This is a genomic window from Clostridium sp. Marseille-P2415 (genome assembly GCF_900155545.1).
Lineage (GTDB): Bacteria > Bacillota > Clostridia > Lachnospirales > Lachnospiraceae > Lacrimispora.
In genome coordinates, this window is record NZ_LT732525.1 from 537483 (window position 1) to 559134 (window position 21652).

18 protein-coding genes and 2 pseudogenes are annotated in these 21652 nt (G+C 39.7%); 17 read left to right on the forward strand and 3 right to left on the reverse strand.

The window, feature by feature from the left end; translation table 11 throughout:
- Positions 1 to 104: 104 nt before the first annotated feature.
- A complete protein-coding gene (tnpA, locus tag BQ9856_RS02580; RefSeq protein WP_077609580.1) occupies positions 105 to 533 on the reverse strand; it encodes an IS200/IS605 family transposase in 429 nt (142 codons plus the stop codon).
- A gap of 181 nt (positions 534 to 714) precedes the next feature.
- Here tnpA and BQ9856_RS02585 point away from each other — a divergent pair, with 181 nt between their 5' ends.
- The 16 genes and pseudogenes from BQ9856_RS02585 to BQ9856_RS02660 all read left to right on the forward strand — a co-directional run bounded on the left by BQ9856_RS02585 (position 715) and on the right by BQ9856_RS02660 (position 17194).
- Positions 715 to 1467: a hypothetical protein gene (locus BQ9856_RS02585; RefSeq protein ID WP_235839106.1), complete on the forward strand. Its 753-nt coding sequence runs from the start codon at positions 715 to 717 to the stop codon at positions 1465 to 1467.
- Between the two features lie 336 nt (positions 1468 to 1803).
- A complete protein-coding gene (locus BQ9856_RS02590) occupies positions 1804 to 2118 on the forward strand; it encodes a YdcP family protein (RefSeq protein ID WP_077609581.1) in 315 nt (104 codons plus the stop codon).
- 20 nt (positions 2119 to 2138) lie between these two features.
- The gene (locus tag BQ9856_RS02595) at positions 2139 to 2522 is read left to right on the forward strand and encodes a YdcP family protein (protein ID WP_077609582.1); all 384 of its coding nucleotides are present in this window, start codon (positions 2139 to 2141) and stop codon (positions 2520 to 2522) included.
- Between the two features lie 378 nt (positions 2523 to 2900).
- Positions 2901 to 3830, forward strand: a complete 930-nt coding sequence (locus tag BQ9856_RS02600) for a hypothetical protein (RefSeq protein WP_077609583.1) — start codon at positions 2901 to 2903, stop codon at positions 3828 to 3830.
- 93 nt (positions 3831 to 3923) lie between these two features.
- Positions 3924 to 5317: pseudogene (locus BQ9856_RS02605) on the forward strand (FtsK/SpoIIIE domain-containing protein).
- A gap of 182 nt (positions 5318 to 5499) precedes the next feature.
- Positions 5500 to 6708, forward strand: coding sequence for a MobT family relaxase (gene mobT, locus BQ9856_RS02610; RefSeq protein WP_442855478.1), 1209 nt, complete (start codon positions 5500 to 5502; stop codon positions 6706 to 6708).
- A 28-nt stretch (positions 6709 to 6736) separates the two neighbouring features.
- The gene (locus tag BQ9856_RS02615) at positions 6737 to 6958 is read left to right on the forward strand and encodes a hypothetical protein (protein ID WP_077609585.1); all 222 of its coding nucleotides are present in this window, start codon (positions 6737 to 6739) and stop codon (positions 6956 to 6958) included.
- A gap of 71 nt (positions 6959 to 7029) precedes the next feature.
- Entirely contained in the window at positions 7030 to 7614 is a 585-nt protein-coding gene (locus BQ9856_RS02620) for a DUF6037 family protein (RefSeq protein ID WP_077609586.1), read from the forward strand.
- Positions 7615 to 7694: 80 nt separating this feature from the next.
- Positions 7695 to 8195: an antirestriction protein ArdA gene (locus BQ9856_RS02625; protein ID WP_077609587.1), complete on the forward strand. Its 501-nt coding sequence runs from the start codon at positions 7695 to 7697 to the stop codon at positions 8193 to 8195.
- A gap of 84 nt (positions 8196 to 8279) precedes the next feature.
- A complete protein-coding gene (locus BQ9856_RS02630) occupies positions 8280 to 8672 on the forward strand; it encodes a conjugal transfer protein (protein WP_077609588.1) in 393 nt (130 codons plus the stop codon).
- Complete coding sequence (locus tag BQ9856_RS02635; protein WP_077609589.1) at positions 8656 to 11106, forward strand: ATP-binding protein; 2451 nt, start codon at positions 8656 to 8658, stop codon at positions 11104 to 11106. The genes BQ9856_RS02630 and BQ9856_RS02635 overlap by 17 nt, the downstream gene beginning before the upstream one ends.
- Positions 11103 to 13223, forward strand: coding sequence for a CD3337/EF1877 family mobilome membrane protein (locus tag BQ9856_RS02640; protein WP_442855462.1), 2121 nt, complete (start codon positions 11103 to 11105; stop codon positions 13221 to 13223). The genes BQ9856_RS02635 and BQ9856_RS02640 overlap by 4 nt, the downstream gene beginning before the upstream one ends.
- Positions 13224 to 13417: 194 nt before the next feature.
- Positions 13418 to 14416 carry a bifunctional lytic transglycosylase/C40 family peptidase gene (locus BQ9856_RS02645; protein WP_077609590.1) on the forward strand — a complete coding sequence of 333 codons (999 nt, stop codon included), beginning with the start codon at positions 13418 to 13420 and terminating at the stop codon, positions 14414 to 14416.
- 16 nt (positions 14417 to 14432) lie between these two features.
- Complete coding sequence (locus BQ9856_RS02650; protein ID WP_139348636.1) at positions 14433 to 15338, forward strand: conjugal transfer protein; 906 nt, start codon at positions 14433 to 14435, stop codon at positions 15336 to 15338.
- Between the two features lie 82 nt (positions 15339 to 15420).
- The gene (locus BQ9856_RS02655; RefSeq protein WP_159441928.1) at positions 15421 to 15789 is read left to right on the forward strand and encodes a BlaI/MecI/CopY family transcriptional regulator; all 369 of its coding nucleotides are present in this window, start codon (positions 15421 to 15423) and stop codon (positions 15787 to 15789) included.
- A complete protein-coding gene (locus tag BQ9856_RS02660) occupies positions 15782 to 17194 on the forward strand; it encodes a M56 family metallopeptidase (RefSeq protein WP_077609592.1) in 1413 nt (470 codons plus the stop codon). The genes BQ9856_RS02655 and BQ9856_RS02660 overlap by 8 nt, the downstream gene beginning before the upstream one ends.
- A gap of 638 nt (positions 17195 to 17832) precedes the next feature.
- On the opposite strand, the pseudogene BQ9856_RS02665 reads toward BQ9856_RS02660, so the two are convergent.
- A pseudogene (locus tag BQ9856_RS02665) lies at positions 17833 to 19295 on the reverse strand (DDE-type integrase/transposase/recombinase).
- A gap of 172 nt (positions 19296 to 19467) precedes the next feature.
- On the opposite strand from BQ9856_RS02665, the gene BQ9856_RS02670 reads away from it, so the two are divergent.
- A complete protein-coding gene (locus BQ9856_RS02670; protein ID WP_077609593.1) occupies positions 19468 to 20274 on the forward strand; it encodes a hypothetical protein in 807 nt (268 codons plus the stop codon).
- A gap of 354 nt (positions 20275 to 20628) precedes the next feature.
- On the opposite strand, the gene BQ9856_RS02675 is transcribed toward BQ9856_RS02670, so the two are convergent.
- The coding region (locus BQ9856_RS02675; protein WP_139348654.1) for a transposase at positions 20629 to 21652 on the reverse strand (1024 nt) is incomplete at its 5' end.

The window sequence follows — 21652 nt, forward strand, 5'->3', positions numbered from 1 at the left end:
AGTCAGCAACCACCAGTTCAACTGGTGGTTTGATATTAGCCCTAATAAGGGCTTTCTTACTGCTCGCCCAATAGGGCGGTGTCGCAAGCATCCTTACTGGTCCGCTAAAAAGCGGTACTTCTCATGTCTTCCTTGCGCGACTCTTCTGCTTGCTCTTTAATGTATTTCTGTACTGCTTCATCGGTTATATTACCAATGGTTTCTACATAATATCCTCGCGACCAAAACGCTTTATTCCACTTACTCTGCAATTCTGGATGTCTATCATAAATCATCAGCGTACTTTTTCCTTTCAAATAGCCCATGAAACTTGATATACTAAGCTTCGGCGGAATTGCTAAGCTTAAATGTACATGATCTACGCATACTGCTCCTGCTATTATTTCTACATTTTTATACTTGCATAGCGTACCAAGTATTTCTCGTACATCTTCTTTTATTTGTCCGTATAGTTGCTTTTTCCGATACTTTGGAATAAATACTATGTGGTACTGGCATTTCCATCTACTGTGTGATAAACTTTTATTGTCCATTGGGACTGCCTCCTATTTTTGAGTTTGGCTTGCGACACCATTCTCATTTTATCATAGGAGGCTTTTTCGTTATATCCTCACCGTTTCCACTTACACTATTCTCCCCAGCATAGCTGGGGGTTTAGTATTTTCAATTAATCAGGCTAAAAAGCCTTTTTATTCTCCATATGCTCAAATTTATATGCTAAATAAGAAACGCTTAATCAATATTACTGATTTGGTTGTAGAACTAAATGGGAAAAATTTATTTGAAGAATTGTTAACTGATGAAATAATGACAATGAAACTTTTCTCATTAATAAAAGAACATTTCAAAGCTATTGATTCTGATACATTAAATGTTTGGTTAAAAAACATCTTAGCTGAATTTGTTAGAATTAAAGAATTGCATGGTCTTGCTTCGGAATCTGACGAGCTATATTTATCAGTAAAATCAATATTAGCAGCAGAATTACGTGATATTGCTTACAAGGATATACTGGAATTTTCAGAAAAAACTTATAATGCTGAATTATATCAAAAGTTTTTCGATCACAATCCATTTGTTACCACAAAAAATGATTATAATACTATTGCTATTTTATATACTATTATATTAATGGAAATATTAGTTACCCTGAAAACTACACCATATAAAGTTAATATAAATTTAGATATCTACTTTACATACCAACCGCCACAGCTTTTTAAAAGAATCTCTAGTCAACAAAGCTTTTTTATTTATCAACCATATTTGTATACTAATGGTGTATATAATTATTGTGAATTAAATATACACTCTATTAATCCAGATATCCTTATTGAAATAGATAATTACTCAAATATTTTAAAAGAGTTATATCTTTTAGGGATTGATAACGGAACTATTTATGGTGATATTGATAACATTGCAAAATCAGTGTTAAACTCGTCTGGAAAGTTATTTAAAGCATAAAACCGAATCAAATATTTTATTATTCAGACGTTCAGCAATGAGCGTCTTTTTTCTTGCTCAAGAAACAGAAAGGAAGTGATACCATATCACAGCCAAAACAGCAGGAGCGTCCACCGCCCCATAATTATTTTTGAATACCAGTCAGATAAAAGCTGACAGGAATACCCCTTATTCTGCTTAATTGCGCCTTTACCTGTCTGAATGAGATTTGTCAAGGGTGCGAAGCACAACGCTTGCCCTTGATGAATTTCATTTAGACGGGTATTCTCCGCAAAGCAGAGTGAGGTTATGTGTCATATTAAAACATTTATTTTCAGAAAGGAAAGGTAAAAACATATGGAACTGAAATTTGTTATCCCAAACATGGAAAAGACATTCGGCAGTCTGGAATTTGCCGGAGAAAACAAAGTAGAACAGCGAAGAATCAACGGAAAAATGGCCCTGCTGTCACGCAGCTTTAACCTATACTCGGACATTCAGAGAGCAGACGATATTCTTGTGATTCTACCAGCAGAATCAGGAGAAAAGCATTTTGACTTTGAAGAGAAAGTAATGCTGCTTAACCCACGCATTACCGCAGAGGGATATAAAATCGGCACTCGTGGTTTCACAAACTATATTTTACATGCTGACGATTTGGTAAAAGCATAAGGAAAGAGAGGGATTATTCTATGAGATTAGCAAACGGAATTGTTATTGACAAAGACGCAACCTTTGGTATGTTGAAATTTTCTGCTCTCCGTCGTGAGGTTCATATTCAGAATGAGGACGGAACGGTATCAGACGAAATTAAGGAACGTACCTACGATTTGAAATCAAAAGGTCAGGGCTGCATGATTCAGGTCAGTATCCCTGCTACAGTGCCGTTAAAAGAGTTTGATTATAACGCAGAAGTGGAACTTGTAAATCCAGTGGCAGATACGGTAGCAACAGCTACATTTCAAGGTGCAAATGTAGACTGGTATATCAAAGCAAAGGATATTGTCTTGAAAGAAAGTGTTATTCCGGCTGGTAATTTACAGTCACAGAAAAAGGAAGCCTTGGCTGGGAAGTAAAAGTAAGAAGCTTATGAACAGTATGCAGATATAACAAATACAGGAAAGGCTTTCTGTCAAGAAACTGGTCGTAAAAATAATTCTTGTTCTATGACTAGAAACCCATTTATGATATAATAAATTAAGGTTATTATTTCAGTATTTTCTGCTATATGCATTGGGATTCCAGTTGAAGTAAGTATTGACCTTGTTTCATTCTTGAGTTTAGGAATAGGAGTAAGTAAATTTATGGATATTTCAAATAATGCAGGTGGTCTGGGCGTTCTTGGGGGTAGAGCCTCTTATATGACAGGAAAAACAGCATTAGTATAGAAAATACTGAATAATAATAAGCGCCCTGGGTTCGATTCCCAATCCCCCATGAAAAGGAGTATGCTAATGGCAAAGGAGAAAGAAATTGGTACTTGTGCATTGTGCCAGAAAGAAAATGTTGAATTAATGCAAAGCCATATTATACCTAAAGCAGTATATAGAAGAGCAAAGTCATTTGAGAATTCTAGGTTCCGTAGTTTTTACGAGCCAAAAGAAATTTATCAAGATGGGGAGAAGAAACCCATGCTTTGTCACGATTGTGAAGAGTTTTTCAGTAAATATGAGACAAAATTTGCAAATTTATTTTTGGATAGATATTTAAAAAATCCCTCTGACAACCTTTCAGAGATAACCGAAGATACCAATTTCTATACTTTGACAGTTGCTTGGAGAATATTATATGACGATTTGTACGTACATTATTCGTATTCAGATGACAGTGAGAGAACTTATCTTGAAGAGTATGAGCATAAGCTTAGAAGATTTCTCTATGGAAGGTATTTAATGGAAAAGCCAGAATCCAGTGTTGTACAACAAACTTATGAAATGCCTGATTTAGAGGGGAAATGTTTTGGTGAAATTATTGCAGAAATTGAAAAATATTATAAAAATAAATTACCCGAAGATATATCAGAAGTTAGAAATTATGTGTATACTTTGAGTGAATTGGGATTTAGAGACGCTGTTGTAAAATTATTTGATTATATGATTTTTGGGTACTCATTTTACACTTCAACAAGAACAAAGTATTATATCATATCTGGATATAAAGGATTGATTATTACTACAGCCTACCATAGAAAAAGGAGCATTTTGATTACAGATAATTGTGATTTAATAAAAAAAAGCGGCTTATCGGAATCAGTTGTAAAAAAAGATATTATTAATGAAATCAACTCACTAATCAACGAAATGAGAAAGAGATATCCAGAGGTACAGAATAAGTTGGATGAACACGGACTTAGACAAAAAATTGCCAAAAGATATGAAAAATAATTTAAAAAAATAATTTTTATCTCTCTCAATTCACAAAGCAGTTAATTCAACACGACGAATTATCTGCTTTTTTTATATAAGGAGGTTGTGAGTGTGAAACAGTTACTTTCTCATGGCAAGAGGATTCGCCCCACGGATAAAGATTTAGTTTTCCATGTTACCATTGCCGTCCTGCTTCTGGTCTTTCTGCTGATTGTTCTACTGTTTCATGGCAAGGCAATCATGCAGACGGACTGGAAGAACAGCTCTCTTTCACAGATAAGCAATATCAATTTCCCTTATCTGCTTATCAGCATGGGCGGGGCAGGCATAGTATGTCTGGCGTTGGCTGTGCTGTTTTATCGTTATAACCGTGATGAGGTAAAACAGCTCTATCACCGCCAAAAGCTGGCGAAGATGATTCTGGAAAACAAGTGGTATGAAGCAGAACAGGTACAGTCTGACGGATTCTTCAAAGACTTATCTTCCAGCCGTTCCAAAGAGAAAATAACCTATTTCCCTAAACTGTATTATCAGCTTCAAAACGGGCTGATTCACATTCGAGTGGAAATTACGCTGGGAAAATATCAAGACCAGCTTTTGCACTTGGAAAAGAAGCTGGAAAGTGGCTTGTACTGTGAGCTGACCGACAAGGAATTAAAGGATTCCTATGTGGAATATACCCTGCTCTATGATACCATTGCAAACCGGATTTCCATAGAAGACGTACAGGCTCAAAACGGCAGGCTCCGGTTGATGAAGAATGTATGGTGGGAATATGACAAGCTACCCCATATGCTCATTGCTGGCGGAACAGGCGGCGGTAAAACATACTTTATCCTGACACTGATTGAAGCCTTGCTCCGTACCAATGCCGTCCTTTTTATCTTAGACCCGAAGAACGCTGACCTTGCAGATTTACAAGCGGTTATGCCAAATGTCTTCTATAAAAAAGAGGATATGCTTGCCTGCATTGATTCGTTCTATGAAAAAATGACGAAGCGCAGCGAAGACATGAAGCAGATGGATAACTACAAGACAGGCGAAAACTATGCCTACTTAGGGCTTCCAGCTCATTTTCTTATCTTTGATGAATACGTTGCGTTCATGGAAATGCTGGGAACCAAAAAAACACTGCTGTTCTGAATAAGCTGAAACAAATTGTCATGTTAGGACGGCAGGCAGGCTTCTTTCTCATTTTGGCTTGTCAGCGTCCAGACGCAAAGTATTTAGGGGACGGAATCCGTGACCAGTTCAATTTTCGTGTTGCTTTGGGACGCATGTCAGAAATGGGATACGGTATGATGTTTGGAGAAACCGACAAGGACTTTTTCCTAAAGCAGATAAAAGGACGTGGTTATGTAGATACAGGAAACAGTGTCATATCAGAATTTTACACACCTCTCGTACCAAAAGGACATGACTTTTTAAAGGAAATAAAAGTTCTGATAGACAGCAGTCAGGCGGCACAGGCGGCGTGCGAAGCGAAAGCCGCTGGTGACGACTGACTAGCTGGCTGGTGTGGCGCAAGCCACGCCAACACGTAACCCCCCGTATCTAACAGGGGGGTACAAATCAACAGAAAACTAAAAATAAAAAGGCGAAAATCCTTTGTGACGTAAGGATTTTCTATAAAAATGGCGTATGTCGGCTTTGTATAAAAAGTTGACATACGTTTTTGATGGGAGGGATTTTACTGAATATTGATACATGGATACAGGATCTACGGGAAAAGCGTTCCGCTTACGGTGTTTCTCAAAGAAGACTTGCGGTAGCTGCCGGAATCACACGCCAGTATCTAAGCGATATGGAAACCGGAAAAATAGTTCCATCAAAGGAATTGCAAGCGTCGATTCTGGAAGCACTGGAACGGTTCAATCCCGATTCACCGCTGGAAATGCTCTTTGACTATGTGCGGATTCGCTTTCCTACGCTGGACGTAAAGCACATTGTTCAAGACGTTTTGAAGTTGAATCTGTCCTATATGCTCCATGAGGACTACGGTTTTTATTCTTATGCGGAGCATTATTCGCTGGGAGATATTTTTGTACTGGTATCTCCTGAACTGGAAAAAGGCGTTCTCTTGGAACTGAAAGGGCGTGGCTGCCGCCAGTTTGAAAGCTATCTGCTAGCACAAGAACGGAGCTGGTATGAATTTTTTATGGATTGTCTGGTTGAGGAAGGTGTGATGAAGCGGCTTGACCTTGCCATCAATGACAAGGCAGGCATTTTAAATATTCCAAACCTGACGGAGAAGTGTCAAAAAGAAGAATGTATCTCGGTCTTTCGCAGCTTTAAAAGTTACCGCAGCGGCGAACTGGTACGGCGTGAGGAAAAAGAATGTATGGGAAATACGCTTTATATCGGCTCTTTGCAGAGTGAAGTATACTTTTGCATTTATGAGAAGGATTATGAGCAATACAAGAAAAATGATATTCCCATAGAAGAAGCCGAAGTCAAGAACCGATTTGAAATCCGGATGAAAAATGAGCGTGCCTATCATGCCTTACGTGACTTGCTTTCTTATGACAATCCAGAACGTACCGCTTTTAAAATTATCAACCGATATGTCCGGTTTGTAGACAGGGATAATACAAAGCCCCGTTCCGATTGGCAGCTCAACGAAGAATGGGCGTGGTTTATCGGGGAGAATCGGGAAAGTATGAAGCTGACCACGAAGCCGGAGCCGTATTCATTCCAGCGTACCTTAAGCTGGCTTTCCCATCAGGTAGCACCGACTTTAAAGGTAGCCATGAAATTAGATGAACTCAATCATACGCAGGTGGTAAAGGACATTATCACTCATGCAAAGCTGACGGAACGGCACAGAACCATTTTAAAACAGCAAGCCGCTTCCGCAAAAGAACTGATAGTAAAAGAAACTGACACTGCCCTGTAATTCGGGCGAAAAAGAAAGGAGCTTTTTTATGAATTTCGGACAGAACTTATACAACTGGTTTTTAACCAATGTACAATCACTGGTACTGCTAGCAATCGTGGTCATTGGATTGTACTTAGGCTTCAAGCGTGAATTTTCCAAACTTATTGGATTTTTGGTGATTGCTTTAATCGCCGTTGGACTGGTGTTCAATGCTTCTGGTGTAAAAGATATTTTGCTGGAGCTGTTCAATAAGATTATTGGGGCGTAAAGCGTTGAAAAGTTCACCCTCGAATGATATACTCAAAATTATAAATTAAACATCAATAGGGGGGTGAATGATTGAAATTATATGAAATAAAGCCTTTACTGCAAGATATGGCTCATAATAAAGTGAAAATTGATAAGTTCAGATTTACATATAATCAGGTTGAATTTGAAGTAATCGTATTAATTGAGAAAGAACCATTTGAATTGCTTTTTGGGGTCATTGGTCATAATTATAGCTTTGTTTTAAAATTATTGAAAGGATATGAATTAGAGAGCTTGTCAGATGAAGTCTTTTTCAAACTCTGCAATATTTTAAAATTAAAGCCAAGCAAGGAGGGATTGAATTCTTATAAATTTTTGAGATATGTAGCGGAGCGGATTCCAACCCATTATAGTGGTCGTAGAACACAACCACATGAAGTAGCCAAGTATAAAAAGAAGAATATACCCGAAGCGGAGAAAATATATTTTTGTGGGTGGAAGTTTTATACAAGTGAAAACAGACAGGCAAGAAACTTTGAAAAAACACGGGAATGGCTTGGTGAAGAAGCGTATCTCTTTTGTAAGGAGCATGATATTAGCTCTTGCTGGACAGATAAAATTAGCAGAAGAAAGGACTATTATACACCACAAGATTATTTGAAAGAACATAAATAATTATATGTTAAAGCAGTTAATTCACAATGAGTTAGCTGCTTTTTTCATACCCATTTTTAGAAAGGACGTGAGGATTTCACATGGAAATGCAGGTCTATATTTCAAACCTTGGCAAATACAATGAGGGCGAATTGGTCGGCGCATGGTTCACCCCACCCATTGCCCCCGAAGACGTAAAAGAAAAAATCGGTTTGGACAGCGAATATGAGGAATATGCCATACATGATTATGAGCTGCCCTTTGACATTAACGAATATACGTTCATTGAGGACATTAACCGTTTGTGTGCTCTGGCAGAAGAACTCTCCGGCTCACCCATTGAATCTGAAATGAAAGAGATTCAGCAAGCCTTTTTTGGCAGCTTTGAAGAAATGGTAGAACACGCAGACGATATTCTCTGTTACCCCGATTGTGACGATATGGCAGACGTGGCACGCTATTTCATTGAAGAAACGGGAGCCTTAGGCGAAGTGCCTGCCAGTCTACAAAACTACATTGACTATGAAGCCTATGGGCGTGACTTGGAGTTAGATGGCAACTTTCTAGTAACAGCTCATGGCGTATTTGAGTACGCAGGATAACAACATAACGTAACTTTGAGGGCAGTTCTTTTTCTAGGGACTGCCCTTTTTCTATGCAAATTTTGAAAAGAAAGGACAGGTTTTATGAAGAAAATACGAAGCTATACCAGTATCTGGTCAGTGGAAAAAGTGCTCTATTCTATTAATGACTTTAAGCTGCCGTTTCCCATCACCTTTACCCAAATGACATGGTTTGTAGTATCCCTCTTTTTCGTGATACTCTTTGGCAATCTGCCGCCACTGTCTCTGATAGACGGAGCTTTTCTCAAATACTTTGGGATTCCACTTGCTCTGACTTGGTTCATGAGCCAGAAGACCTTTGACGGAAAGAAGCCATACGGTTTTCTAAAATCCGTCATGACCTATCTGTCACGCCCCAAAATAACCTATGCCGGAAAGCCAGTGAAGCTACAAACGAAGCGGTATACCGAAGCCATCACAGCAGTTAGGAGTGAAGTCTATGACGTATCCGATTAAATATATTGAAAACAATCTGGTCTGGAACCATGACGGGGAGTGCTTTGCCTACTATGAGTTGATTCCCTATAATTACTCGTTCCTAAGTCCAGAACAGAAATTTCAGGTACATGATTCCTTTCGTCAGCTCATTGCACAAAACCGTGATGGAAAAATCCATGCCCTGCAAATCAGCACGGAATCCAGCATACGGGCTGCACAGGAACGTTCCAAACAGGAAGTGACAGGAAGATTAAAAGAAATTGCCTATGAAAAGATTGACCAACAGACAGAAGCGTTGGTTTCCATGATTGGAGAAAATCAAGTGGACTACCGCTTTTATATTGGCTTTAAGCTGCTTCTAAATGAGCAGGAAGTTACGGTAAAAAACATCGGAAAAGACATGGCAAATACGTTTTCTGATTTTGTTCATGAGGTGAACCACAAGCTCATGGGAGATTTTGTTTCCATGAGCAATGATGAAATAGGGCGTTTCTCGAAGATGGAAAAACTGCTGGAAAATAAGATTTCCAGACGCTTCAAGATTCGCCGCTTGGATAAAGACGATTTTGGCTATCTCATGGAACATTTACACGGTCAATCCGGCACTGCCTATGAGGATTACGAATATTCGTTGCCAAAGAAAAAGCTGAAAGGAAAAACGCTGGTAAAGCGTTATGACCTGATTAAGCCTACCCGTTGCCTGATAGAAGAAAATCAGCGGTATTTGAAAATCGAGCAGGAAGATTCTACTACCTATACCGCCTATTTTACCATTAACTCCATTGTCGGGGAACTGGATTTCCCTTCTTCTGAAATCTTCTATTATCAGCAACAGCAATTTACCTTTCCTATTGATACCAGCATGAATGTGGAGATTGTAGCGAATAAAAAGGCTCTTACCACTGTCCGCAATAAGAAAAAGGAACTCAAAGACCTTGATAATCACGCATGGGAAAGTGATAACGAAACCAGCAATAACGTCATGGAAGCCTTGGATACGGTCAATGAGCTGGAAACCAATTTAGACCAGTCAAAAGAAGCCATGTATAAGCTCTCTTATGTGGTCAGGGTATCTGCTCCCGATTTGGAAGAGCTAAAACGACGCTGCAATGAGGTCAAAGACTTTTACGACGATTTAAGCGTCAAGCTGGTGCGCCCCTTTGGGGATATGCTGGGTTTACACGGAGAATTTCTTCCTGCCAGCAAGCGGTACATGAATGATTATATCCAGTATGTGACCTCTGATTTTCTGGCAGGCTTGGGCTTTGGGGCAACGCAAATGTTGGGAGAAAATGAGGGTATCTATGTTGGCTACAGTCTGGATACCGGAAGAAATGTATACTTAAAGCCTGCCCTTGCCAGTCAGGGTGTGAAAGGCTCTGTGACCAATGCCCTTGCTGCCGCTTTTGTAGGCTCGTTGGGCGGCGGTAAATCCTTTTCCAACAACATGATTGTGTACTACTGCGTACTGTTTGGCGCACAGGCAGTCATTGTAGACCCAAAGGCAGAACGTGGGAGCTGGAAAGAAACATTACCGGAGATTGCGGAAGAAATCAATATTGTCAATCTCACTAGTGAAGACAGGAACAAAGGCTTGCTTGACCCTTACGTCATTATGAAAAATCCCAAAGATTCCGAAAGCCTTGCCATTGATATTTTAACCTTTCTCACGGGGATTTCCTCCCGTGATGGCGAACGCTTCCCTGTTCTTAGAAAAGCCATACGTGCGGTAACAAACAGCGAAGAACGGGGATTATTAAAAGTCATTGAGGAATTGAGGGTGGAAAATACACCTGTCAGTACCAGCATTGCAGACCATATCGAGAGCTTTATCGACTATGATTTTGCGCAGCTTTTGTTTTCCAATGGAGAGGTCACACAGTCTATTAGTCTGGAAAAGCAGTTGAATATTATACAGGTAGCAGATTTAGTGCTTCCAGACAAGGAAACCGGATTTGAGGAATATACGACGATGGAACTGCTTTCCATTGCCATGCTCATTGTTATCAGTACCTTTGCCCTTGATTTTATCCATACTGACCGGAGCCTTTTTAAGATTGTAGACCTTGACGAAGCATGGAGCTTTTTACAGGTAGCGCAAGGGAAGACCTTATCTATGAAGCTAGTGCGTGCCGGACGTGCCATGAATGCAGGTGTTTATTTCGTTACACAAAATACCGACGATTTACTGGACGAAAAGCTGAAGAACAATTTAGGGCTGAAATTTGCGTTCCGCTCTACGGATATCAATGAGATTAAGAAGACCTTGACCTTTTTCGGTGTGGACGCAGAGGACGAAAACAACCAGAAACGCTTACGCAACTTAGAAAACGGTCAATGCCTGATTAGTGATTTATATGGTCGTGTAGGTGTAATTCAGTTTCACCCGATATTTGAAGATTTGCTTCATGCCTTTGATACCCGTCCTCCGGTCAGAAAAGAGGTGGAATGATGAATCAGCTTGTAACAGGCAGTGAAAAAAGAAAATGGAGCTGGCAGCGTACAAAAAAAGCGGTGATGACCGTATTTTTGATACTGGTAATCGCCTTTTTTCTTGTATCGGCATTGGGAACGGTGGCATATGCTGCCGGACTGGTTGACGATACGGTGAAAGGCGGAAATGAATACAGCCGATACCCGTTAGACAATTACCAGCTTGATTTCTATGTGGATAGCGGCTGGGACTGGCTTCCGTGGAACTGGCTGGACGGCATTGGAAAACAGGTCATGTACGGGCTTTATGCCATTACCAATTTTATCTGGACAATCAGCCTGTATCTATCCAATGCAACGGGCTATCTGGTGCAGGAAGCCTATTCACTGGATTTTATCTCCGATACGGCGGATTCCATTGGAAAGAACATACAGACCATTGCCGGAGTGAGTACAAGCGGACTTTCCCCCGACGGCTTTTATAGCGAATTTTTACTGATTCTTATTTTAATCGTGGGGATTTATGTTGCCTATACGGGGCTTATCAAACGAGAAACCACCAAAGCCATTCATGCGGTGATAAATTTTGTCGTGGTGTTTGTACTGTCAGCGGCATTTATCGCCTATGTACCGGACTATATCGGAAAAATCAATGATTTTTCCTCGGATATCAGCAACGCCAGCTTATCGTTAGGAACCAAAATCGTCATGCCGGATTCGGAAAGTAAGGGGAAAGACAGCGTTGACCTAATCCGTGATAGCCTGTTTTCCATACAGGTGAAACAGCCGTGGCTTTTATTACAGTTTGATAATTCGGACAGTGAAGCAATCGGGGAAGAACGGATTGACAGCCTGCTCTCTACCAGCCCTGACGCTAATAACGGTAAGGATAGAGAGGAACTTGTAAAAGAAGAAATTGAAGAGAAAGACAATACAAACCTCACCATCACAAAGACCATTAACCGCTTAGGCATGGTATTTTTTCTGTTTCTCTTTAATATCGGGATTTCAGTTTTTGTATTTCTGTTAACGGGGATTCTGATTTTCTCACAGGTGCTTTTTATTATTTATGCCATGTTCCTGCCTATTAGTTTCCTGTTAAGCATGATTCCTACCTTTGAGGGCATGTCGAAACGTGCCATTACAAAGCTGTTTAATACGATTCTCACAAGAGCAGGAATCACACTGATTATTACTACGGCGTTTAGCATTTCCACCATGCTCTATACCCTGTCTACAGGGTATCCATTCTTTCTGGTGGCATTTTTGCAGATAGTCACCTTTGCTGGAATCTATTTTAAGCTGGGGGATTTAATGAGTATGTTCTCCCTGCAAAGCGGCGATTCCCAAAGTGTAGGCAGGCAGATAATGAGAAGACCCCGTATGCTCATGCAGGCTCATATGCACCGCTTGCAACACAAGTTGGGGCGTTCCGTGGCGGCAATGGGAAAAAGCCAGAATACAGGGAAAAAGACCGAAACCAGCGCAGGTGCTTCCGCTTCCAGAGCAACGCAGGCAGACCATACCCGACCAGAAAGGGAAGCTGCCAGCAGACCGGAGCAATCCTCTTTAGAAAAACGTGCCGGAGAGATAGCAGGAAAGGTGATTGATACCAAAGACAGGATTCGGGATACCGCAGGGCAATTAAAGGAGCAGGCAAAGGATTTACCTGTCAATGCCAGATATGCCCTTTATCATGGAAGAATACAGGTGTCGGAGGGAATACAGGATTTTACTTCTGGTGTGACACAGACCAGAGCTGCCAGACAGGAAGAACGGCAGGAAAAATCCAAAAAGCGAAGAAAAACCATTGCACAGCGACGGTCAGAAATTGAACAGGCAAGGCAGCAAACAGCTTCTCATTCATTTGATTCAGGAAAGGCACCAAAAGCTGGCGGTTCGGTTCATGAAAGACCTGCTACTGCCCCAGCTGGACAATCCCGTCCGATGGCTGGCAGTCCGACACAAGTAAACAGACCTATCGCACAGCCGGAACCTGTCAGAACTACTGCCCAACGACCTGTTGTTTCTGCCAAAGGGGAGCAACAAAGACTTACCAAAGTACCCGACCATCAGACTGCCAGACCGGAACGGCAGGCAGAAAAACAGGATTCTTCTGAAAGACAGTCTGCATAAAGAGCCGTTTCTTCCAGTCAGAGGGAACGCTCCTTTCCTGTAGAACGACAAATACAATCTGGCAGCACTCCTGCTCCTGTTGAAAAACGGATATTACGACAATCCACTCAAAAGCGCAGATTTACCGTGAAACGGGAACAGAAAATAAAGGGTTCTACCATTCCTCCTACCAGCAGAAAGGAGGAACCGAAGCCATGAGAGGAAAGCATATTCTGATTGCCTTTTCAGGTGTATTCCTCTTGATATTTTCTCTTCTTTTGCTGGTAGTGATTCTTTTTTCGGAGGAAGAAGACGGAGGACATGACCTGTCATACGGGAGTGCAAATGTATCAGCGGAAGTGCTGGCACACAAGCCCAGGTTAGAAAAGTACGCCAGAGAATACAACATAGAGGATTATATCAATGTGCTGCTTGCAATCATTCAGGTAGAATCTGGCGGTATATTGGAAGACGTAATGCAATCCTCGGAATCTATGGGTTTGCCGCCAAACACGTTAAGTACAGAGGAATCTATCAAACAGGGGTGTAAGTATTTTGCTTCTTTGTTGGAATCCGCAAATGCAAAAGGCTGTGACCTAAACTCAGTTATCCAGTCCTATAACTATGGCGGCGGATTTCTTAACTATGTGGCAGGGCGTGGAAAGAAGTACACCTTTCCCCTTGCAGAGAATTTTTCTAAAGAACAGTCAAACGGGGTGAAAGTATCCTATTCCAATCCGGTGGCTGTCAAGAAAAACGGCGGCTGGCGGTACAATTATGGAAATATGTTTTATGTATTGCTGGTATCGGGATACCTAACCGTAGCACAATTTGATGATGAAACGGTACAGGCAGTTATGAACGAAGCCCTAAAATATCAAGGGTGGAGGTATGTATACGGCGGTGCTTCTCCGACTACTTCCTTTGATTGCAGCGGTCTGGTTCAGTGGTGCTACGGGAAAACGGGTATTTCCTTGCCACGAACCGCACAGGAACAATACGACGTGACCCAGCATATCCCTTTATCCGAAGCAAAAGCTGGGGATTTGGTCTTCTTTCATTCTACTTATGACGCAGGTACTTACATTACTCATATCGGGATATATCAGGGAAATAACCGTATGTACCATGCCGGTGACCCAATCGGCTATGCCGATTTAACCAGTTCTTATTGGCAGCAACATTTGGTTGGTGCAGGAAGAATCAAACATTAGAAAGGACGATATTCAGATGAATTTAAGGAAAAAGCAAGGACAGACGGAGCAGGTAAAAGAGAAAAGGCTCCGTGTTTACAAAGTAAATACCCACAAGAAAACGGTCATAGTCTTGTGGGTGCTTCTGGCAGTTAGCTTCTGTTTTGCAATCTATAAGAATTTTACCGCAATCGACGTACACACGGTTCATGAAACAAAGGTAGTCGAGGAAAAAATCATGGATACCCATAAGATAGAAAATTTTGTAGAGGATTTTGCAAAAGCCTATTATTCTTGGGAACAGACAGCGGTTTCTATTGATAACCGGAATGAAGCTATCAAGTATTACCTGACCGCAGAATTACAGGCACTCAATACTGATACAATCCGAAAGGACATTCCAGTTTCTTCTTCTGTCCGTGAGGTGCAGATTTGGTCTGTATCACAGGACGGAGAGAACCAATTTAACGCAACCTTTACGGTAGACCAGCTTATTACAGAGGGAGAAAATCAAAAAACGATACGCTCTGTTTATGAAGTGGTGGTTTATGTAGATGGCTCTGGAAATATGGTTATCACAAAGAACCCAACTATTTGCAGCGTACCTGAAAAATCTGGCTATGAGCCAAAGGCAAAAGAAAGTGACGGAACGGTAGACGCAGCAACGACCAATGAAATCAATGAGTTTTTAACAACATTTTTCAAGCTCTACCCTACTGCTACGGCAAAAGAGTTGTCCTATTATGTAAAAGACGGCGTATTAAAGCCAATCAGAAAAGAGTATGTGTTTTCAGAACTGATAAATCTGTTCTATAACAAAAGCGGCAATCAGGTCACGGTTTCTTTAGCGGTCAAGTATCTGGATAACCAGACAAAGGCAATACAAATATCACAATTTGATTTGGTGCTGGAAAAGGACGAAAACTGGAAAATCATTAACTAATATATTTTTAGATCGCAAAAAAAATTTTATACTTAACATTACTACATCATTGATGTATAATGTAGTAAGAAAGGAGGGACTGATGAATAATAAACTATCACCTACAGAATATCAATTCATGGAAATAATATGGGAACACCCAGATGGAGTTTCAAGTTTTGATATTTACAATCAGTTTTCGCAATCATTAAGTGCAAAAAGTACAATTTTATCAAGAATCGTGAAAAAGGGACATGCCAGGTGCGAACATAAAGGAAAGCAGGTGTATTATTATGCTAATTTAACAAAAAGAGATTATGAGAAATTAATAATACAAGAGGACATTAAGCAAAAGATGGGATTTAATTCTTTTCAGAAACTATTTGCAGCTTTTTGTGGAAAAAACGGTCTCACAGAAAATCAAGCAGATCAATTAAGAAAATTAATAGAAGAATTGGAGGACGATGAGTGATTTATTTGTAATACTGGTTTCTACATCTTTATGTGGAGATGTGATATTTGGACTAACCTTATTAATTAAATTTTTATTGTCAAACAAATATTCAGATTTTGTCTATATTTTAATGAAGGTTATTGGCATTTTCTTTTTACTGCCTGTATTTGCCATAAGTAAGTATGTTATCAACGACAGTAGCACTTACTACAAAGTCAATTACCAGTCGGAAGATTTTAACTATATTCAGCAGATTGACGGATTTAAAAAATTAGATCTGCTGCCAGATAGTCCATATATCAGCATTGTTGGAATAATTATTCTTATATGGTTTGTTGTATTTGTCCTTTTTTACATGGTAGGTAGTATTCAGGGAATGTTACTGATAAATAAAATCATGAAAAGAACTACGGATTGTGGAGTTAATCAACAATTACTATTGGTCGAATTAAAAGGGCAATTGAGAATCAAAAAAGATATCAAACTCTATAAGTCCGATATTGTACAAACCCCTTTCCTAACAGGAATATTCTATCCAAAGATAATTCTTCCTAACGTATCTCTATCAGATGAGGACTGGAAATTATTAATGAAGCATGAACTTACACACTATAAAAACCATGATTTATTATTTAAAAATCTGATAGAATTAATTCAGAAAATTCATTGGTTTAATCCGTTTATATTTTTGTATGCCAAGGTCTTTTTTGAATCCAGTGAGTTAGTATGTGACCAGTCAACGATTAAATCTGCTACTGCAACAGAGAGGGCAAAGTATGCAAACTTGTTAATACAATTAGCAGCAGAAACACCATCTAACAAAGCGATTGCATCTTTTTCAAACAGTGATTATAAAGTATTAGAGAGGAGAATACATAATATTATGAAAAAACAAAGTTCTAAGAAAAAATATGTTGTAGCATTAACTACAATGTTTTTACTGTTATTCTGTCCAATAGTTTCTTTTGCTTCTACCTGGGGAACCATGTATTTACAGGATAAACTGGTCACTAGTATTGAAGAAAAGAATAGTATTGAGGAAAGTGCCCCTACGCTTTTTGTGGAAATGAATGACTATTCCGCAGTAAGTACTGACTATGCATATGCAGGAAATATAGGATTAAGAGGAATCAATCAGGTTGATTATGTATTATCAGCTACCGGAGAAGCCCATTACCAGTCGATAAATTTAAATTCTGGTTCTGTAATTAAGATTTCATTGTATACTGACGAATCTTCAGATAAGTACAGAGTTGGGATCATCGACGAAAGCGGCTCGAAACGTTATGTATCATCAAACAAAGGAATGGTAAGCAAGGAGTTTAGTATAACCGAAGCGGGAGAATATACTATATATTTTCAGGGTAAAAATACTAATGGACAAAGTATTCATTTAATGGGTGCGATAAATATTGATTATTAAATTTGTAGAAATGGCTCTCGAATTTGCAAGAGTCATTTCTTTTTTTTAATCTTAATTTTAAAGAAACGCCATTGACATTACTACAAAAAGTGTTATTATTGTAGTATAAGTAAAGGCAAAAACTTTTAAACTCTATTTTATTCTCCTACCGTATCAATTCTAAAAAGGTACGCAAAGATAATGGTTTTATCAGTATCAAAACATTAAACTTTAATGCATAACACTTTTTAAGAAACCATTATCATAACAAATATTATTTTCAAGTTAAAAGAAAGAGAGGTGAACTTTATGAGAAAAAACAGAAAGTCTTACTTGTATATGCGATGTTAAACTCTAATTATTATTTAAGTGCACTTTTTAACCGACATTAGGGTAGTGTCAAGTGATTTATGAAAACCTTTAGCCAGATAAAACGGCTCAATTAGAACCTTGAAAATTGCAGATATGTAAGTTATTGGCAGTGTCCGCCACCCTTGACGGCACACAAAAGCAATGCTCTGAACGTCTCACCGATGGCGAAGAACTCAAGAACAGATAGTCTTCTCCATCTGATTCACAGCATTGTAGCATTGCTTTTATGCGCCGTCAAGGGCACGCCCCTTTCGGGGTGGCTGGTGGATATACCTCTGGCTTGGAATCTAAGAACAGATAGAGTCTTTAGCCTGCTGGTTTTGCAGATTTAAGATAGTCTGTTGGCCGAGAAAGATTAGGAGCTGCCACTTTCCGGGCATGTTCTCAGCACCTTCCAGGAAATCTACCTTGTTAAGTACCTGGTACTGATTGTGTTTATGTGGCCGCAGGAAGTTGTAGTAGGCAACCCAAAGTGAAACATTATAATTGGCTCCGTCATAGTTGTCGTAACCGCAACTTACCCGATAAAAAGCTTTAAAGGTACGGTTAAGCCGTTCCACCATCTGCTTGAATGGACGGAACTCTTTTGAGACCTCATCCTCGTTTGTAAGCCCAATGACTTGTGTGATGTTGAATTTAAAATCTTCTCCCAGTTCCTGTGCGAATTGAAGGGCAGCAAGCGGATAGGCACTGTAGCCGTCTGCAATGAAGCGGAACTTTTCGGGGAGCTTGCTAAGACCACGAAAAGCCATGCGCATAGCAAGAATACAAGGGCCAACGGAGCGGTTGTCAGACACTTGATAACCAAGAATGGAACGTGAGGCAGCATCCATGATAAACCAGATGTAGCTCTTTATGCCGCGGACTTTGATATAAGTTTCATCGGCAGTAAAGGTATTGGATTTAGGATAATCGTAGTGATCAACAAAGGGCTTGATAACGGCCGCAGCAGTTTTTGCATAGTTAGCAACCTGCTGGTGGGAGATATTTATGCCATAGAGGTCGTTAAGTGCCTGGGCAGTTTTACGCAGGGAAAGGCCTAAATTCACATACATGGTCAGGCAAAGGGACATGATATGGGCATTATGTTTGGAGAACTTTAGGAAGAAGCATTTTTAGGCAGGGAATCTAAATCCATGCGAAAGAAATCCACAGTGAATTCACGGTAAAGATAGTGGAGTTTATATTTGTTTTTCCCGTAGTCATCGTTGAGATGTTCTTGATTGACTTTGGAAAGATTGCGGAGATAAAAGGAACACTTAGGGTTGACGCATTTGTGAAGGCGGAAGAACTTACGGTCTTTTTTGGGGATAAGAGAATGACCGCAGTAAGGACAGACAAAGCGAACCGGTGAGGAAACGATTTCACCGGTAACGAAGGTTTGTCCGCAGACTTTACATTGGTATTGTCCATTGCCGCCGTTGTTGTCGTAAAGATAGTGATGAGGGGCCCCGCAAAGTGGGCAGACGGTGTCCAGGGGAATGGAGGTCCCATTCCGCCGCTGTACGGGCTTGGTTGGTTTACCATATTTCCAGAGGTAGTACTCAAGAAGGAACTGCCAGTCCTGCTTAATGAAAGGTTTGATGACAGGCAGGCGGTCAATAGTGAATTTCTGGTACTTTGGGGAGTGTGAGTCATCAAAAGCCCACTGTTTGAGAGGAACATATCTGCATAAAAGATTCAGGAGCCAGCAAATAGTTTTATATTGTTGTTGAATGATGGTAAGTAAATAGAGTATAATGTTATCCATAGCAATGAATTACCTTTCGTAATAGTTGGTTGTGGTGACTACATTATAACGAAAAAGGGAGGTCATTGCTATTTTTATTTTAATAGTAGTGTAATCCTTGAAAATATAAGGTTTTTAATAAAACATGGAGTGTCAGACTTGACACTACCGACATTAGAATGGAGGTAACTAAATGAAAAAAACATTTAAAAGAACTTCGGCGTTTTTATTAGCTTCAATGATGTGTGTTACCATGGCAGGCACAGCATTTGCTTATAGTCCGTCAGTAACCGTAGGCATATCCCCATCAGGATCTAGCCTAAAATTTAGTGCTCAGGTTAAGACTGACGCTCCTGCAAATTATGTAGACAACATTTATCTGTCAACAGAATCAATTAATGAAGATACAGGCTCAGTTCTTAGTGCATGGGATGGTTCAAAATCGGGTAAGAACAGCCTTGCGTCAGGTTACACATTAAAAAATCCTATAGCTACAGCGTATAGCAAATGGGCATATGGCGAAATTAATTACATATCTGCTGTTCCAGATGATGGATTTTCAGATACTGTTAGTACATATTATCAGAACAAACGTAGTGCCAATAAAAGCTTAATTGCAAAACGAGATAATTCGATAGCTGACAGTTTTGATATTGATTTGAGTGGTTACGAAATATTGAATCCACCAGATAAAGAATACTTTGCTAAAGGATTGTTACAAACAAGAAAACAGGCAAATGTTCAGGCTGGTGATACCGTTCCAGTTACGTATATAAATGAAGACGGATCACAGGCATATGTAATTAAACAGGATGCTTATGGCACGAATTATATGTTTGAATTTGAAAATTCTGGTGATGATTGGACTTTAATTTCCAGCGATCAGGTGAAGGGAAAAGTAATGGAGCCTACCAATCAAGCAGATGCTTTAAGTCAGAGAAATGAAGCAGAATCAGAAGTGGAAATAGATATTTCATCTTCTGAATTTCTAGGCGAATAAAGAACACGCTGTTATATTAATGTATTCATTGGCAATATTTAATTAATAAAATGATATGGATTAAGGAGATGGGCTTTAAGTCCATCTCCTTGTCATATATACAACAACAAAAAACACACATGCAGAAAAATATGATATGCCCCCTGTCAAGTAGACAAGATAAATATCTAAAATGAAGTGCTTAAAAGGGGCTGTCGCACTAGTTGATTAAAATCAGCTGGTGCCCAGCTCTTTTGAGTGCTTTTAGAGTTCATTTTTATTCTGGATTTACGAACAAAGAAAAATAGCAGACAACTACTATACCTCTGATTGTTCAGCGGCTTTTAGTTGTCTGCTATTTAAGGTTTTTTAAATTTATGCGCTTTCTTTAAGGTTAAACAGATGTGTTCCTGTACATTCTCTTTGGATCTTATGGTGCAGCTTATTCACGTTGTGAGCCATTGCAAGAAGAACGCTTTCCGCAAGTACATTGTTTTTCCCTCTGCATAGATAGCGATGGAAATTCATATCTGTTTTCACATCAGCAAATGAACCCTCAGCCTGGATGCTTCTGTTCATTCGAAGCTGACAGCCTTCATCAGAGAGAATACGTTCCAGATCTTCTGCTCGTTTTTGTTGGAACACCTTTGATACTTCAAGCCGTTTTACTCGTTCTTCAAAAGGTATCTTACTGTTGTTTCCTTTGATACATTCCCTTTTGTACGGACAATCATAGCAGTCCTCACAGGTATAGATGTTTTTTCTGATTACATAACCCGTTTTGCTTTTCCCTTGTTTCGTACCTGTTAAAACAAGTTTTTTCCCGGCTTTGCAGGTATAGCAGTCGTTTTCTGTGTTATATTCCATGTTTTCTCTGCGGCTTATATCTGTTTTATATTTTCGCGTCTTGGAAATCTCATAGTTTGCAGGCTTGATGAATGAAACCTGTTCATTTTCTTCAATATATAGGTAATTCTCCTCGCTTTCATATCCAGAGTCCGCTACGATGTTTTTATATTTGAAATTTAAATGTTCTTCCATATCTTTCAGAAATGGGATCAGTGTTGTGGTATCTGTTGGCTGTGGCCCGATCGTAAGCCATGTGATGTATTCCGAATCCACACCATGCTGAAGGTTATAGCCTGGCTTCAGCTGTCCATTCAGCATCGCATCTTCTTTCATTCGCATAAAGGTTGCATCTGGATCCGTTTTTGAATAACTATTACGACTACCGCATTGGTAGATTTTCTTTGTGTATTCTTTCAGCTTATCCAGATATTCTTCTAGTCGCTCAATTGAGCGCTGCAACTGTGTTTTACGTTTTCCGATTCCATGGACGAATTCAATTCCTTCTTCGGCTTTGATCTTATAAAGTTTTTTGCGGAGTTTCTTTACATGA

What these genes read in the sequence shown, in the direction of transcription:
- tnpA (WP_077609580.1), bottom strand. Translation starts at nt 533, where the DNA reads ATGGACAATAAAAGTTTATCACACAGTAGATGGAAATGCCAGTACCAC.
- BQ9856_RS02585 (WP_235839106.1), top strand. Translation starts at nt 715, where the DNA reads ATGCTAAATAAGAAACGCTTAATCAATATTACTGATTTGGTTGTAGAA.
- BQ9856_RS02590 (WP_077609581.1), top strand. Translation starts at nt 1,804, where the DNA reads ATGGAACTGAAATTTGTTATCCCAAACATGGAAAAGACATTCGGCAGT.
- BQ9856_RS02595 (WP_077609582.1), top strand. Translation starts at nt 2,139, where the DNA reads ATGAGATTAGCAAACGGAATTGTTATTGACAAAGACGCAACCTTTGGT.
- BQ9856_RS02600 (WP_077609583.1), top strand. Translation starts at nt 2,901, where the DNA reads ATGGCAAAGGAGAAAGAAATTGGTACTTGTGCATTGTGCCAGAAAGAA.
- BQ9856_RS02615 (WP_077609585.1), top strand. Translation starts at nt 6,737, where the DNA reads ATGAATTTCGGACAGAACTTATACAACTGGTTTTTAACCAATGTACAA.
- BQ9856_RS02625 (WP_077609587.1), top strand. Translation starts at nt 7,695, where the DNA reads ATGGAAATGCAGGTCTATATTTCAAACCTTGGCAAATACAATGAGGGC.
- BQ9856_RS02630 (WP_077609588.1), top strand. Translation starts at nt 8,280, where the DNA reads ATGAAGAAAATACGAAGCTATACCAGTATCTGGTCAGTGGAAAAAGTG.
- BQ9856_RS02635 (WP_077609589.1), top strand. Translation starts at nt 8,656, where the DNA reads ATGACGTATCCGATTAAATATATTGAAAACAATCTGGTCTGGAACCAT.
- BQ9856_RS02640 (WP_442855462.1), top strand. Translation starts at nt 11,103, where the DNA reads ATGATGAATCAGCTTGTAACAGGCAGTGAAAAAAGAAAATGGAGCTGG.
- BQ9856_RS02645 (WP_077609590.1), top strand. Translation starts at nt 13,418, where the DNA reads ATGAGAGGAAAGCATATTCTGATTGCCTTTTCAGGTGTATTCCTCTTG.
- BQ9856_RS02650 (WP_139348636.1), top strand. Translation starts at nt 14,433, where the DNA reads ATGAATTTAAGGAAAAAGCAAGGACAGACGGAGCAGGTAAAAGAGAAA.
- BQ9856_RS02655 (WP_159441928.1), top strand. Translation starts at nt 15,421, where the DNA reads ATGAATAATAAACTATCACCTACAGAATATCAATTCATGGAAATAATA.
- BQ9856_RS02660 (WP_077609592.1), top strand. Translation starts at nt 15,782, where the DNA reads ATGAGTGATTTATTTGTAATACTGGTTTCTACATCTTTATGTGGAGAT.
- BQ9856_RS02670 (WP_077609593.1), top strand. Translation starts at nt 19,468, where the DNA reads ATGAAAAAAACATTTAAAAGAACTTCGGCGTTTTTATTAGCTTCAATG.